Below are 13,913 nucleotides of genomic sequence, written 5' to 3'. Positions count from 1 at the left end.
CCCGGGCCGCCCCGGCCTTCCCCGGCCGGCCCGGTCAGTCGACCAGGTCCCGCACCACGGCGTCGGCCAGGAGACGGCCGCGCAGGGTGAGGACCGCGCGGCCCTCGCCGTACGGCCCGGGCTCCAGCAGCCCCTCCTTCACCGCGCGGCCGGCCGCCGCGAGCCCGGCGGGCGCGAGCAGCGAGAGCGGGCAGCCCTCGACGAGGCGCAGCTCCAGCAGGATGCGTTCGACCCGCCGGTCCTCGTCACCGAGCACCTCGCGGCCGGCTCCGGGCGAGCGGCCCTCGGCCAGGGCCTGCGCGTAGGCGCCGGGATGCTTGACGTTCCACCAGCGCACCCCGCCGACGTGGCTGTGCGCCCCGGGACCGGCACCCCACCAGTCGGCCCCGCGCCAGTACAGCTCGTTGTGCAGGCAGCGTCCCTCCGGCGTGCGGGACCAGTTCGAGACCTCGTACCAGGAGAAGCCGGCCGCTGCCATCGCCTCGTCGGCGATCAGGTAGCGGTCCGCGTGGACGTCGTCGTCCGTCATCGGGACCTCGCCCCGGCGGATGCGACGGGCCAGCTGGGTGCCTTCCTCGACGATCAGCGCGTACGCCGACACGTGGTCGGGACCGGCGCCGATCGCCGCGTCCAGTGAGGCCCGCCAGTCGTCGTCGGACTCGCCGGGGGTGCCGTAGATCAGGTCGAGGTTGACGTGCTCGAAGCCCGCCTCACGGGCCTCGGCGACACACGCCTCCGGCCTGCCGGGGGTGTGGGTGCGGTCCAGGACCTTCAGGACGTGCTGCCGGGCGCTCTGCATGCCGAAGGAGACACGGTTGAAGCCGCCCTCCCGCAGCGCAGCCAGGTACGCCGGGTCGACGGACTCCGGATTGGCCTCCGTGGTGATCTCGGCGTCCTCGGCCAGCCCGAACTCCTCCCGGATCGCCGCGAGCATCCGGACGAGGTCGGCGGCGGGCAGCAGCGTCGGCGTACCGCCGCCGACGAAGACCGTACGGACCGGGCGGGGGTCGTCGCCGAGCACCTTGCGGGCCTGGCGGACCTCCTCGACCAGATGGGCCGCGTAGTTGTCCCGGGACGCCAGGGCGCCCCCGGAGCCGCGCAGCTCGGTCGCGGTGTAGGTGTTGAAGTCGCAGTAGCCGCAACGGGTGGCGCAGTAGGGCACGTGCAGGTAGAAGCCGAGCGGACGGCCTGCGGCGCCTTCCAGGGCATGGCGGGGCAGCGCCCCGTCGTCGGGCACGGGCTCACCATCGGGCAGTACGGAAGGCATACCGTCCATTGTCACTCGCCGGCGGAGGTGCCCCGGACATCCGTGCGGCCGTCCCCGTCGACCTGGATCACGAGCAGGGCCAGGTCGTCGTCGGGCGGGCGCTCGGCGAAGGTGTGGACGGCCCGCTTGATCCGGTCGGCTATCCCGGCGGCGGGCAGCCCGGCACATCCCGCCAGAACCCGTGCGAGGCCGTCGCCGTCGTCGAACATCAGCCGCCCCGAGCGCCGCTCCGTGATCCCGTCGGTGACGCAGAGCAGGCTGTCGCCGGGCGCCAGGTCGAAGCTCTGGCTGTCGTACGCCACGTCCTCGACGACTCCGAGGAGCACCTGCGGCTCGGCGGCCGGGCGTACGGAGCCGTCGGGGCGCAGCAGCAGCGGGAGGGGATGGCCGGCGCTCGCCACGGTGCAGCGCACACCGCCGTCCGGGAGCGGCACGAGGGAGCCGTACAGCAGGGAGAGGAAGCGGGACTGGGTGCCGTCCTGGAGCTGCTCGCCGTCCTGGAGCTGCTGGCCGCCGGCCGCCGCGACCATGAGGGCGGCGGCCTCGGCGGCCTCCATGGCGTCGTCCAGCAGGAGCCGGTTGAGACGGTCGAGGACCTCGCCGACGCGGAAGCCCTCCCGGGACAGCAGACGCAGCCAGGGGCGTGCGAGGCCGGTGACGACGGCGGCTTCGGGCCCGCTGCCCTGGACGTCGCCGAGCACGAAGCACCAACGGCCTCCGGGGCACGGGAACAGGTCGTAGAAGTCGCCGCCGACGACGCCGTCGTCCCCGGGCTCGTACACCAGCGCGCTGGTGACCCCGGGTATCTCGGCGACCTTGCTGGGCAGCAGGCCGCGCTGGAGGATCCGGCTGATCGTGGCCTGGCGGGTGTAGGCGCGGGCGGCTCCCACCGCGAGGCCGACCCGGCGTACGAAGTCCGCGAGGAGCACGGCGACCTCGTCGGGGATGTGGTCGGTGCCCTCACGGCCCACGAGGACCGCGCCGAACGTCCGCCCGCCCGAGATGATGCGGTGGGCGAGCGCGGCGCCCGTCCCCTCCCCGCGCTCCGCCGTGGCACTTCCGGGCCAGGGCATGGGCACCGGGCCGGTGCCGACGCTTCCGGGTAAGCGGAGCGGCTCCTTCTCCAGTGCGGGACGCAGCAGCGCGGTCCGCGTCTCGTCGCTGTGCCAGACGCCCGCGAGCCGGGGTGCCGCCGCCGGGCCGCCGCCCTCGCTCTCCAGCCATATCGCACACCAGTCGGCGAGGCGGGGCACCAGGAGCGGACCCGCCGTCGACGCCACCAGGTCCTCGTCGAGCTGGCCCGCGAACAGCCCGGAGGCCTCGGCCAGGAAGGAGAGGCCACCGCGCCCGGCCCAGCCCGCGTCGTCGCGCGCGGTCCGCCCGGACGCGGGGGCGAGGATGCCGCCGGCGCGCGGACCGCGTCCACGGGCGCCGGCGTCGTCCGCCGGCTCGTCGGGCATGCCGTAGCGGTCGTCGCCCAGGAGCCGGGCCCAGACGGTCTTGAGTCCGGTGCGGTAGGTGATGCCCCAGGACTCGGCGAGCGTGGCGACGAGCTGCAGCCCCCGGCCGTACTCGGCGGGGTCGGGCCGCTCGGCCCGGCCGTCGCGCACCGACCGGGCGGGGTGGTGGTCGGTGATCTCCAGCACGAGCGCGGCCGGCTCGGGTCCGGCAGAGTCCTCCAGCCGCAGGAGCAGCTCGACCGTCGTGCCGGCGTGCACGACCGCGTTGGTGACCAGCTCGCTGGCCACGGTCAGCGCGTCGTCGGTGAGCCGCTCGCCGAACTCGCCGGCGGAGGGCAGACCGAGCCCCGTCCAGTCGCCCAGCGCCGCCCGTACGAACCGGCGGGCGGCGGCCGAGGCCTGCGGGATTCCGGGCAGGCTCGTGCGCGCGACCGGGCGCGCATCCTCGCCCTGGCCTGCGATGACGATGCCGGGACGCTGAACGATGTCCCGCTGCAAGGGAATGGGCCCCACGGTGCGGCTCCTGACGGTCTCGCGTAACACCGCTGACGTATCCCGACAGAGTGACAGACCGGGCGTGCCCATAAGCGTCGAGTGACGTAAGTGGCCCGAGGCGGAACGGGGACGGGCCGGGGCCTGAGGGTGCTCCCGCATCCTCCGGCCCCGGCCCGTCCGGTCGTGCTCCTCGGCCTCCAGGGTCTTTCGTACCGGTCAGGCCCCGCGAGCCCGGCATGATCCGAACGAGAGACCCTAGGCCTCGCGGGAGCCCGCGTACATGTCGTCGATGAGGCCCTTGTACTCGCGCTCGACGACCGGCCGCTTCAGCTTGAGGCTGGGGGTCAGCTCGCCGTGCTCGATGTCGAGGTCGCGCGGGAGCAGCCGGAACTTCTTGATGGTCTGCCAGCGCTGGAGGCCCTCGTTGAGCCGCTTCACATAGCCCTCGATGAGTTCCACGGCCTGTGGGGAGGCGACCACGTCGGCGTAGGGCCTGCCGCCCAGCCCGTTCTCCTCGGCCCAGCCGAGGATGGTCGGCTCGTCGAGCGCGATGAGGGCGGTGCAGAAGTTACGGTCCGCGCCGTGCACCAGGATGTTGGAGACGAACGGGCAGACCGCCTTGAACTGGCCCTCGACCTCCGCCGGGGCGATGTACTTGCCGCCGGACGTCTTGATCAGGTCCTTCTTGCGGTCGGTGATCCGCAGATAACCGTCCTGGGAGAGCTCGCCGATGTCGCCGGTGTGGAACCAGCCGTCGGACTCCAGCACCTCCGCGGTCTTCTCCGGCAGCCGGTGGTAGCCCTCCATCAGGCCGGGGCCGCGCAGCAGGATCTCGCCGTCGTCGGCGATCCGGACCTCGGTGCCGGGGAGCGGCTTGCCGACGGTGCCGGTGCGGTAGGCCTCGCCCGGGTTGACGAAGGAGGCGGCGCTGGACTCGGTGAGTCCGTAGCCCTCCAGGATGTGGATGCCCGCGCCGGCGAAGAAGAGGCCGATGTCGGGGGCGAGCGCGGCGGAGCCGGAGATGCAGGCCCGGAGCTGCCCTCCGAAGGCCTCCCGGATCTTCGCGAAGACGAGGGCGTCGGCGACCTTGTGCTTGGCCCCGAGGGCGAAGGGGACGGAGGCCTTGCCGGTGCGGCGGAAGTTGTCCTGCGACACCTTCGCGTACTCGCGGGCGACCTCCGCCGCCCACTGGAAGATCTTGTACTTGGCGCCGCCGCCGGCCCTCGCCTTGGCGGCGACCCCGTTGTAGACCTTCTCGAAGATGCGGGGAACGGCCGCCATGTACGTCGGCCGGACCACCGGGAGGTTCTCGATGATCTTGTCGACGCGGCCGTCGACCGCGGTGACGTGACCGACCTCGATCTGGCCGGACGTGAGGACCTTGCCGAAGACGTGGGCGAGCGGCAGCCAGAGGTACTGGACGTCGTCGGAGTTGATCATCCCGGTGGAGACGGTCGCCTTGGCCATGTACGACCAGTTGTCGTGCGGCAGCCGTACGCCCTTGGGGCGGCCGGTGGTGCCCGAGGTGTAGATCAGGGTCGCCAGCTGGTCGGCCGTGATGGCGGCGACCCGCTCGGTGATCGCGTCCGGCTTCTTCGCCAGGTGTTCGGCGCCCCGGGCCTCGAGCTCGGCCAGCGTGAGGACCCACCCCTCGGGGTCGCCCTCGGCGGGGCCCGCACCGGCCGGGTCGATGACGACGACATGGGCCAGGTCGGGCAGCGAGTCCCGGCTCTCCCTGGCCTTGGCCAGCTGCGCGGCGTCCTCGGCGATCAGGACGCGGCTGTCGGAGTCGGCCAGGATGAAGGCGGACTCCTCGGTGTTCGTCGACGGGTAGACCGTCGTCGTCGCGGCGCCCGCGCACATCACGCCGAGGTCGGCGAGGATCCATTCGACGCGGGTGGAGGAGGCGAGCGCGACACGCTCCTCGGGCCGGACACCCAGGGCGATCAGACCGGCCGCGATGGCGTTGACCCTCTCGGCGGCCTGCGCCCAGGTCAGCGACTTCCATTCGTCCGGGCCCTGGCCCGAAGCGGCCGGCACGGGGAAGCGGTAGGCCTCTCCGTCCGGGGTGGCCGCCACGCGGTCGATGAAGAGGGTCGCCACGGAGGGCGGCCGGCTGTCGATCAAGGTCTGTGTGTCGCTCACGACGTCCTCCGGGCCTGCGGCATTGCTACGACCGGCTTATGGGTGCTGCTGCTTGTATGTCCTGCTTCTCGTTCCCGCTCGGCCTGCTTGTTTAACTGGCGAGTAACTAACGGGTGGTGATCAGAGTAGAGCGCGCGGGACCGTCACGTAAGAGGCAACAGGCAGCCGCTTGATAACGAACCGGGCCCCTGCGCCGCGGATGTCCGCGGCGCAGGGGCCAGTTGGGCTACTCCCGGGTACATCCGAAAAGGCACGGCGGGGTGGTCCGGGCCGGAGGGGGGCCGGCGTTACTTCTTGGCCTTGCCCTCACCGGCCGACTCGTCGGTCGACAGGACGGAGATGAACGCGTCCTGCGGCACCTCCACGTTGCCGACCATCTTCATCCGCTTCTTGCCTTCCTTCTGCTTCTCCAGCAGCTTCCGCTTACGGGAGATGTCACCGCCGTAGCACTTGGCGAGGACGTCCTTGCGGATGGCGCGGACGGTCTCACGGGCGATGACCCGGGAGCCGATGGCCGCCTGGATCGGCACCTCGAAGTTCTGCCGGGGGATGAGCTTCTGCAGCTTGGCGACGAGCCGGACACCGTACGCGTACGCCTTGTCCTTGTGCGTGACCGCGGAGAAGGCGTCGACCTTGTCGCCGTGCAGCAGGATGTCGACCTTGACGAGCTGCGCGGACTGCTCGCCGGTGGGCTCGTAGTCCAGCGAGGCGTAACCGCGGGTCTTGGACTTCAGCTGGTCGAAGAAGTCGAAGACGATCTCGGCGAGCGGCAGGGTGTAGCGGATCTCGACCCGGTCCTCGGAGAGGTAGTCCATGCCGATCAGGGTGCCGCGCCGGTTCTGGCAGAGCTCCATGATCGCGCCGATGAACTCGCTGGGCGCCAGGACCGTGGCCCTGACGACCGGCTCGTGCACCTTGTCGATCTTGCCCTCGGGGAACTCGCTCGGGTTGGTGACCGTGTGCTCCGAGCCGTCCTCCATCTCCACGCGGTAGACCACGTTGGGGGCGGTGGCGATGAGCTCCAGACCGAATTCTCGCTCCAGGCGCTCACGGATGACGTCGAGGTGCAGGAGGCCGAGGAAGCCCACGCGGAAGCCGAAGCCGAGCGCGGCCGAGGTCTCCGGCTCGTACACCAGGGCGGCGTCGTTGAGCTGGAGCTTGTCGAGCGCCTCGCGCAGGTCCGGGTAGTCGGATCCGTCCAGGGGGTAGAGCCCCGAGAACACCATCGGCTTGGGGTCCTTGTAGCCGCCCAGCGCCTCGGTCGCCCCCTTGTTCAGGGAGGTGATGGTGTCACCGACCTTGGACTGCCGGACGTCCTTCACACCGGTGATGATGTAGCCGACCTCGCCCACGCCGATGCCGTCGGCCGGCGTCATCTCCGGGGAGGAGACACCGATCTCCAGCAGCTCGTGGGTGGCACCCGTCGACATCATCCTGATGCGCTCACGCTTGTTGAGCTGGCCGTCGACGACCCTGACGTAGGTCACGACACCGCGGTAGGCGTCGTAGACCGAGTCGAAGATCATCGCGCGGGCGGGGGCGTCCGCCTGGCCGATCGGGGCCGGGACGTCACGGACGACCCGGTCGAGCAGCGCGTCCACGCCGACGCCGGTCTTCGCGGAGACCTTGAGCACGTCCTCGGGCTGGCAGCCGATGAGGTTGGCCAGTTCCTCGGAGAACTTCTCGGGCTGCGCGGCGGGCAGGTCGATCTTGTTGAGCACCGGGACGATGGTGAGGTCGTTCTCCATCGCCAGGTAGAGATTGGCCAGGGTCTGCGCCTCGATGCCCTGGGCCGCGTCGACCAGGAGGACGGTGCCCTCGCAGGCGGCCAGGGAGCGCGAGACCTCGTAGGTGAAGTCCACGTGGCCCGGGGTGTCGATCATGTTGAGGATGTGGGTCGCGCCCTTGTCCTCACCCTCGGTGGGCGCCCAGGGCAGACGGACCGCCTGGGACTTGATGGTGATGCCGCGCTCGCGCTCGATGTCCATCCGGTCGAGATACTGGGCGCGCATCTGCCGCTGATCGACCACTCCCGTCAGCTGAAGCATCCGGTCGGCAAGAGTCGACTTGCCGTGGTCGATGTGCGCGATGATGCAGAAATTGCGGATCAGCGCCGGGTCGGTACGGCTCGGCTCGGGCACGTTGGTAGGAGTCGCGGGCACGCAGGGTCCTGATTCTTGAGACGCCGGACGCCGTGTCTCGGGTCGATGTCGGGTCGGACGGATCGATACGTAGCCTCCATGGTCCCACGCCTGCGGGACCGGGACCGGTTTGGGCCGCTCCGAGGGTGACTGCTACCGTGGGCAGCTGTGCCTCGTGGCCCTCAGAAGCAGCGGGGCGCACATAGAAGATCCAACGAACCTGAAAAGGCTCTTTCGTGGCGAACATCAAGTCCCAGATCAAGCGGAACAAGACGAACGAGAAGGCGCGCCTGCGCAACAAGGCCGTCAAGTCCTCGCTCAAGACCTCGATCCGCAAGGCCCGTGAGGCTGCCGCTGCCGGTGACGTCGAGAAGGCCACTGTGGCCGTCCGTGACGCGTCGCGCCAGCTCGACAAGGCTGTCTCGAAGGGTGTCATCCACAAGAACGCCGCCGCCAACAAGAAGTCGGCGCTGGCGCTCAAGGTTGCCGCCCTCCAGGGCTGAGCTACTGATGTGATCGCCGGTAAGGACTCAGCGGGCCCTCTCTCCCGTTCCTGACCGGCACCCCGCGCCGCACACCGAACCTGCGTTCGCCACGCGGGTGCGGCGCAACCAAGCGTGAACCGAAGGCCCCGGCCGATGTCCTCCCCAGGACGACGGCCGGGGCCTTCGTTTGTCCCCGGGGCGCGTGTCTGTCCGGGCCCTCGTCTGTGTCCGGGGCACGTGTCTGTCCGGGCCTTCGTACGTGTCGGGTCTCGTCGGGGCACACATCTGCCCGGGGCACGTGTCCGGGCGGTGCTGCGTCGGCAGCCACCTTGAGGCGCGCCTCTGCGCCGCGTCGCGTCGGCGACCAGCGCGGAACCTGTCGCTCCACCGCACAGCGCCCACCCCGGGACATTGCCGCCCAACGCCTAGCGGCCACCGGGACGGGCCGCGCGGGCGACGGCGACCACGGCCTTCTCCAGGGCGTACTCCGGGTCGTCGCCTCCGCCCTTGACGCCCTCGTCGGCCGCCGCGACCGCGATCAGCGCCGCCGCGACCCCGTCCGGTGTCCATCCGCGCATCTGCTGCCTGACCCGGTCGATCTTCCAGGGCGGCATGCCGAGCTCACGGGCCAGGTCCGCGGGACGTCCGCCCCGGGCCGAGGAGAGCTTGCCGATGGCCCTCACACCCTGCGCGAGGGCGCTGGTGATCAGGACGGGGGCGACGCCGGTGGACAGCGACCACCGCAGCGCCTCCAGCGCCTCCGCGGCCCGGCCCTCGACCGCCCGGTCGGCGACGGTGAAGGAGGAGGCCTCCGCCCGGCCCGTGTAGTAGCGGCCGACGACCTCCTCGTCGATGGTCCCCTCGACGTCCGCGGCCAGCTGCGAGACCGCGCTCGCCAGCTCCCGCAGGTCGCTGCCGATGGAGTCCACCAGGGCCTGGCACGCCTCCGGGGTCGCGGAACGCCCGAGCGCCCGGAACTCCGACCGCACGAAGGACAGCCGCTCGGCCGGCTTGGTGGTCCTGGGGCACGCCACCTCACGCGCCCCGGCCTTACGCACCGCGTCCAGGAGGCCTTTTCCCTTGGCTCCGCCCGCGTGCAGGAGCACGAGCGTGATCTCCTCGGCGGGGGCGCCCAGGTACGCCTTGACATCCTTGACGGTGTCGGCGGAGAGGTCCTGCGCGTTCCGCACGATCACCACCTTGCGCTCCGCGAACAGCGAGGGGCTGGTGAGTTCCGCGAGCGTGCCGGGCTGCAGCTGGTCCGGCGTGAGGTCCCGGACGTCCGTGTCGGCGTCGGAGGCGCGCGCCGCGGCTACGACGTGCTGCACGGCACGGTCCAGGAGCAGGTCTTCCTGGCCCACGGCGAGCGTGACGGGGGCGAGCGGATCGTCGGTGGAACTGCGTCTGGTGGCCATCGCCGTCCAGCATCCCACGCCCCTGTGACAACCCCGCCGGGCAGCCGCCCCGGCGTACGGCCGAGCTCCGGCCGTACCGGAGAATGAGCGGGTGAGCGATGTGAGACATGTGCTGGTGCTGCCCGACCGGGACGCCGCCGAGGAAGTCGCAGGGGAACTGCACGACCGGTTCGGCGTCACCGAGGAGCCGCAGCTGGTCCGGGACGCCCTGGCCGGCGAGGACGACGCCGAGGACGCCCAGTGGCTGGTGGTGGTCGAGGACCCGGCCGCACGGCTGGACTCCGCGGCCCTCGACGCGTTCGCCGCGGAGTACGAGGGCTGGCTGGAGACCCCGTAGAGACCGCGTCCGTACGCCGGTACCTGGGCAGGTCGGTACCTGGCCATGCCGGACCGTGGGCCGGTACGCCGGGGCACCAGGGCCGGTACGCGGGGTCATCGGGGCCGGCACCCCGGGGTGTCAGCCCCTGGGGACGATCTGGATGTCCATCTCGAGCTTGATGCTCGGTCCGACCACGGCGATACCGCGCGCCGGCATCGTCTGCCAGGTGAGCGTGAAGTCCTCGCGGTGCAGCTCGGTGGACGCCCGGCGGGCGGCCGGGGTCTCACCCTCCAGGCCGTTGCCCAGACCGAGGTACTGGACGTCCAGGGTGACGGTGCGGCTCAGCTCAGCGGGTTTGCACCGAGCTGTGCCGGGCTGTGTTCCGCTGTACACAGGTATCACCGAACATCCGTATTGCCCAGCCTCTCGACTCCTGTACGCGGACTGCGTCTGTCACGCTGTCAGGGGCGTTCGCACCGAGGGCGGGTGGCTGAGCAAGATCCCGAAGTGGTCACGGTAGGCGGCGAGTACCGCGGCGTCGTCACCCAGCTCCGTCGTATGCCGCTCACCCTGCACGGTGGTGATCAGGGTGCGGCCCCTGAGCGTCACCCGGCCGTCACCCGTGTTCCGGGAGCAGACCAGGGACCGGGTGAAGTGCGAGTCCGGCGAGGTGCGGTGATACCAGGAGCCGGCACGGAAGTCCGCCAGCACCCGCGGGCGCAGATCCAGGCGGAACTGCCGCGAGCCGTCGCGCAGCAGGTCGAGGTCTCCCTGCGGCGCCTCACGGAAGCGGAACCTGCCGGAGGGGTCCTCCTGTTCGGTGCGGGCATCGAGGTCGAGCGGATGCAGCGCGTGGTCTCCGAACCCGACGTCGGCGAGCCAGGGACCCGTACCGTCGTCGGTCTCCACACGCAGGGCGACATGGTCATACGGGATGCCGAGGCGACCGCCGTCGCCGAAAACCCGCGCCTGGAGCGGGGTGACACGGAATCCGAGGCCGCGCAGCAGCGAGGCGAAGGCGCCGTTGAGCTCGTAGCAGAAGCCGCCGCGACGGTCCGAGACGACCTTGTCGACGAGCTTCTCGTCCTCCAGGACGATGTCCTCGCCGAGGTGGATCGAGAGGTTCTCGAAGGGAACGGCCGTCAGGTGGCGGAGCTGCAGCTCGCACAGGGCCGCGGCGTCGGCGCGAACGGGGCGCGCGGCACCGATACGTTCCAGGTATGCGTCCACCCGGGCAGGGGTCGGGGCGTGGGCCGGCTGCGCGAGTTCCTCGTTCATACCTGAAGTCTGTCGCGGCGCGCCGGGCCACGTCATGAGCCACTGGGCCTAGGACCGACGACGGATGTGGCGGCGCGAGCCGATGGCTAGCGTGTGGGCCATGACGGAGCGAGAGCCGGCGCGCGGCTCGGAACAGCGTAAGCAGGACGTACTCGATCGTCTGGAGAAGGACGAGGACGCCTGGGTGGCGACGGCCTCGCCCGACGGTGTGCCGTGCCTGGTGCCGCTGTCGTTCGTCTGGGACCGGAACACACTGCTGCTGGCCACGCGGCGTACCAATCCGACGGCGGTCAACGTCACACCGACCGGGCAGGTGCGGGTCACGCTGGGGCACACCCGCGACGTGGTCCTGATCGAGGGGACGGCCGAGATCGTCGAGGGGGCGGACCTCTCCGCCGACTCGGGCGACGCCTTCGCCGAGAAGCTCAGCTGGGACCTGCGTGGGCGTCCCGCATGGGTGTACCTGCGCGTCACGCCGTACACCGTCAAGGCGTGGCGCGAGGAGAACGAACTGGCTGGGCGCGATCTGATGCTCGGCGGCACCTGGCTGGCCTGACGGCGCCCTCAGCAGCTGCCGGTGCGGGTTCCGGTAAAGGTGCGAGCCCTGGAGCAAGGCTCGGAGCGAGTTCGGGTGCGGGCGCCGGTGCGGGCACGGGTGCGGGTAGCGGTGGGGCAGTGGTGCGTGGCACCAAGCGCGGATCGGGTTCATGAGCGGCCTGCCGCACGCAGTCCCGCACCGGTGCCCGTCACCGCGATCGCACCGTGGATGTCGGTGCGCAGCACCTTCGCCCCCGTCTCTTCGAGCGCTTCGACCGTACGGCGCGACGGATGGCCGTACGGATTCTCCGTGCCGCAGCTGATCAGGGCGAACCTCGGGCGGGCACTGCGCAGGAGCGCCGCGTCCTGGTGAGCCGAGCCATGGTGCGCGACCTTGAGCACGTCCACCCGGGGCAGGGCGGGATAGCTGCGCAACACCCCTCGCTGAGAGGGTGGTTCGAGATCCCCTAGGAGGAGCAGAGTCACCCCGCCGGACCGCGCCAGGAGCGTGACACTCGCATCGTTGGGCTCTTGCGTCACGTAGGCCGGTGCCGCACCGGGCGCGCCGGGGGCGGGCCAGAGCACCTGCCAGTCCACCGGGCCGGAGCGGCTCCGCTCCCCCGCTACGGCCCGGGCCGTCGGGATGTGTGCCGCTGCGGCCGCCCTCCTCACGAAGGCTGCCTGCTCTGGCGGTTCGTCGAGATGCGTGGTCTGGATGGCACCCACCTCGCGGCCCCGCAGGACACCCGGCAGCCCGCGTACGTGGTCGGCATGGAAGTGGGTCAACAGCAGAAGGGGAACGCGGGTGATGCCGAGGTCACGCAGGCACCGGTCCACGAGGCGGGGTTCGGGGCCGGCGTCGACGACCACTCCGGTGCCGTCTCCCGCGGCCAGCACCATGGCGTCCCCCTGCCCCACGTCGCACAGGGCGAACGCCCAGCCCGGCGGCGGCCATCCCGTCATGAGGCGGGTGAGGGGCACCGGTCTCAGCACCGCGAGCACCAGAAGAAGGGCTGCGGCGGAACACACCCAGGGGTGGCGGGCCAGACGGCGGGCCGACAGAAACAGCCCTGCGGTGAGGAGGGCCAGGAGGGCCGCCCCGCGCCATCCGCCCGGCCAGTCCGCCTCCGCCCCGGGAAGGGCGGCACCGGTGCGGGCCACCGACGCGATCCACCCGACGGGCCAGCCGGCGACCTCGGCCAGCACCTTCGCCACCGCCATGGACGCGGGTGCCACGGCGAGGGCGGCGAACCCCAGTACCGTCGCGGGCGCCACGGCGAACTCGGCGAGCAGATTGCAGGGGATCGCGACCAGACTCACCCGCGACGCGAGAACCACGACCACGGGCGCACAGACCGCCTGAGCTGCTCCGGCGGCGGCGAGCATCTCCGCGAGCCGTGCCGGTACCCGGCGTCGCTGAAGCGCATCGCTCCATCTCGGGGCCAGGGTCAGCAGCGCACCGGTGGCGAGGACGGACAGCAGAAAGCCGTAACTGCGGGCGAGCCACGGGTCGTACAGCACCAGCAGCAGAACAGCCGCGGCCAGTGCGGGAATCAGTGATCGGCGGCGGCCCGTCCCGATGGCGAGCAGCGTGATCAGGCCGCAGGCGGCCGCCCGCAGAACGCTCGGCTCGGGACGGCAGACGATCACGAAGGCGAGCGCGATCCCGCCCCCGGTCAGAGCAGTCATGCGCAGGGAGATGCCCAGCCTGGGAGCCAGGCCGCGGCGCTCGCTGCGCGATGCTGTGCCCGGTGGTCCGATGAGCAGGAAGAGAAGGATGGACAGGTTCGCGCCGGAAACAGCGAGCAGATGGGTGAGGTCGGTGGCCTTGAAGGCGTCGTGCAGGTCGGGCGGGACCCGCGAGGTGTCGCCGACGACCAGCCCCGGCAGGAGCGCCCGTGCGTCGGCGTCGAGCCCGTCCGTGGCCTGCCGGAGCCCGGACCGCAGGTGCCCTGCCGTGCGCTGGGCGAGAGTGGGCTGCGAGACGACCTGGGGCGGGTCGGCCGCGTCGGTGCCGAGCACGGCGGCGATCCGCTCCCCCTCGTGACGGGGTGGTGCGAGCCGGCCGCTGATGCGGAGGCCGGTCGACGGCAGAAGCCCCTGCCACCGCGCTGCCGCCGCCCCCGGGGCGACCATGACGAGGACAGGGGTGCGGAGCCTGGTCACCGTGCCGTCGGGGGCGGTCAGCCGGTCGACCTCCGCATCGATGAGCAAGGACACGGGTGTGCTGTGGTCGCCCCGTACCCGTGGCCGCGTCTGACGGGGATCGGACGTGACCGTCACGTCTGCTTCCACCCGCGCGTACGCGTCCGCCAGTCCGGGGACGGGCCCACTGCGAGCGTTCGCCCCGTGGAGCCCTGCCACCGCCGCT

General features: G+C 71.5%; 10 protein-coding genes and 1 pseudogene. 3 read left to right on the top strand and 8 right to left on the bottom strand.

All coding sequences use genetic code 11. The annotated features are described in order from the left end of the window. Positions 1 to 34 precede the first annotated feature (34 nt). From hemW to lepA, 4 genes are all read right to left on the bottom strand, one after another. Complete coding sequence (gene hemW / locus B9S57_RS01835; RefSeq protein ID WP_103513766.1) at positions 35 to 1,276, bottom strand: radical SAM family heme chaperone HemW; 1,242 nt, start codon at positions 1,274 to 1,276, stop codon at positions 35 to 37. A 2-nt stretch (positions 1,277 to 1,278) separates the two neighbouring features. Continuing rightward, positions 1,279 to 3,240: an ATP-binding SpoIIE family protein phosphatase gene (locus B9S57_RS01830; protein WP_103513765.1), complete on the bottom strand. Its 1,962-nt coding sequence runs from the start codon at positions 3,238 to 3,240 to the stop codon at positions 1,279 to 1,281. A gap of 237 nt (positions 3,241 to 3,477) precedes the next feature. Beyond that, positions 3,478 to 5,367 carry a long-chain fatty acid--CoA ligase gene (locus tag B9S57_RS01825; protein ID WP_103513764.1) on the bottom strand — a complete coding sequence of 630 codons (1,890 nt, stop codon included), beginning with the start codon at positions 5,365 to 5,367 and terminating at the stop codon, positions 3,478 to 3,480. A 287-nt stretch (positions 5,368 to 5,654) separates the two neighbouring features. Further along, complete coding sequence (lepA, locus tag B9S57_RS01820) at positions 5,655 to 7,529, bottom strand: translation elongation factor 4 (RefSeq protein ID WP_103513763.1); 1,875 nt, start codon at positions 7,527 to 7,529, stop codon at positions 5,655 to 5,657. A gap of 215 nt (positions 7,530 to 7,744) precedes the next feature. Here lepA and rpsT point away from each other — a divergent pair, with 215 nt between their 5' ends. Further along, entirely contained in the window at positions 7,745 to 8,011 is a 267-nt protein-coding gene (rpsT, locus tag B9S57_RS01815; protein WP_014156344.1) for a 30S ribosomal protein S20, read from the top strand. 407 nt (positions 8,012 to 8,418) lie between these two features. On the opposite strand, the gene holA is transcribed toward rpsT, so the two are convergent. Continuing rightward, positions 8,419 to 9,408, bottom strand: a complete 990-nt coding sequence (gene holA / locus B9S57_RS01810) for a DNA polymerase III subunit delta (RefSeq protein ID WP_103513762.1) — start codon at positions 9,406 to 9,408, stop codon at positions 8,419 to 8,421. Positions 9,409 to 9,499: 91 nt separating this feature from the next. Between holA and B9S57_RS01805 the strand changes: the two genes are divergently transcribed. After that, positions 9,500 to 9,745, top strand: a complete 246-nt coding sequence (locus B9S57_RS01805; protein ID WP_181011196.1) for a hypothetical protein — start codon at positions 9,500 to 9,502, stop codon at positions 9,743 to 9,745. A gap of 120 nt (positions 9,746 to 9,865) precedes the next feature. On the opposite strand, the pseudogene B9S57_RS01800 reads toward B9S57_RS01805, so the two are convergent. Next, positions 9,866 to 10,072: pseudogene (locus B9S57_RS01800) on the bottom strand (hypothetical protein); the annotation flags it as partial. Between the two features lie 108 nt (positions 10,073 to 10,180). Next, on the bottom strand, positions 10,181 to 11,005 hold the full coding sequence (locus B9S57_RS01795; protein WP_103513760.1) for an arylamine N-acetyltransferase: 825 nt from the start codon (positions 11,003 to 11,005) through the stop codon (positions 10,181 to 10,183). 100 nt (positions 11,006 to 11,105) lie between these two features. Here B9S57_RS01795 and B9S57_RS01790 point away from each other — a divergent pair, with 100 nt between their 5' ends. Continuing rightward, positions 11,106 to 11,561 carry a pyridoxamine 5'-phosphate oxidase family protein gene (locus tag B9S57_RS01790; RefSeq protein ID WP_103513759.1) on the top strand — a complete coding sequence of 152 codons (456 nt, stop codon included), beginning with the start codon at positions 11,106 to 11,108 and terminating at the stop codon, positions 11,559 to 11,561. A 149-nt stretch (positions 11,562 to 11,710) separates the two neighbouring features. Here the strand turns inward: B9S57_RS01790 and B9S57_RS01785 are convergent. Then, a partial coding sequence (locus tag B9S57_RS01785) for a ComEC/Rec2 family competence protein (RefSeq protein ID WP_258036174.1) occupies positions 11,711 to 13,913 on the bottom strand: 2,203 nt, incomplete at its 5' end.

It is taken from the genome of Streptomyces sp. SM10 (assembly GCF_002910915.1).
Taxonomy (GTDB): domain Bacteria; phylum Actinomycetota; class Actinomycetes; order Streptomycetales; family Streptomycetaceae; genus Streptomyces.
This window is presented reverse-complemented; position numbering and strand designations above follow the sequence as displayed.

Bases quoted from the DNA above. Each gene is read 5' to 3' on its own strand.
- hemW (WP_103513766.1), bottom strand. From the start codon at position 1,276: ATGGACGGTATGCCTTCCGTACTGCCCGATGGTGAGCCCGTGCCCGAC.
- holA (WP_103513762.1), bottom strand. From the start codon at position 9,408: ATGGCCACCAGACGCAGTTCCACCGACGATCCGCTCGCCCCCGTCACG.
- B9S57_RS01795 (WP_103513760.1), bottom strand. From the start codon at position 11,005: ATGAACGAGGAACTCGCGCAGCCGGCCCACGCCCCGACCCCTGCCCGG.
- B9S57_RS01790 (WP_103513759.1), top strand. From the start codon at position 11,106: ATGACGGAGCGAGAGCCGGCGCGCGGCTCGGAACAGCGTAAGCAGGAC.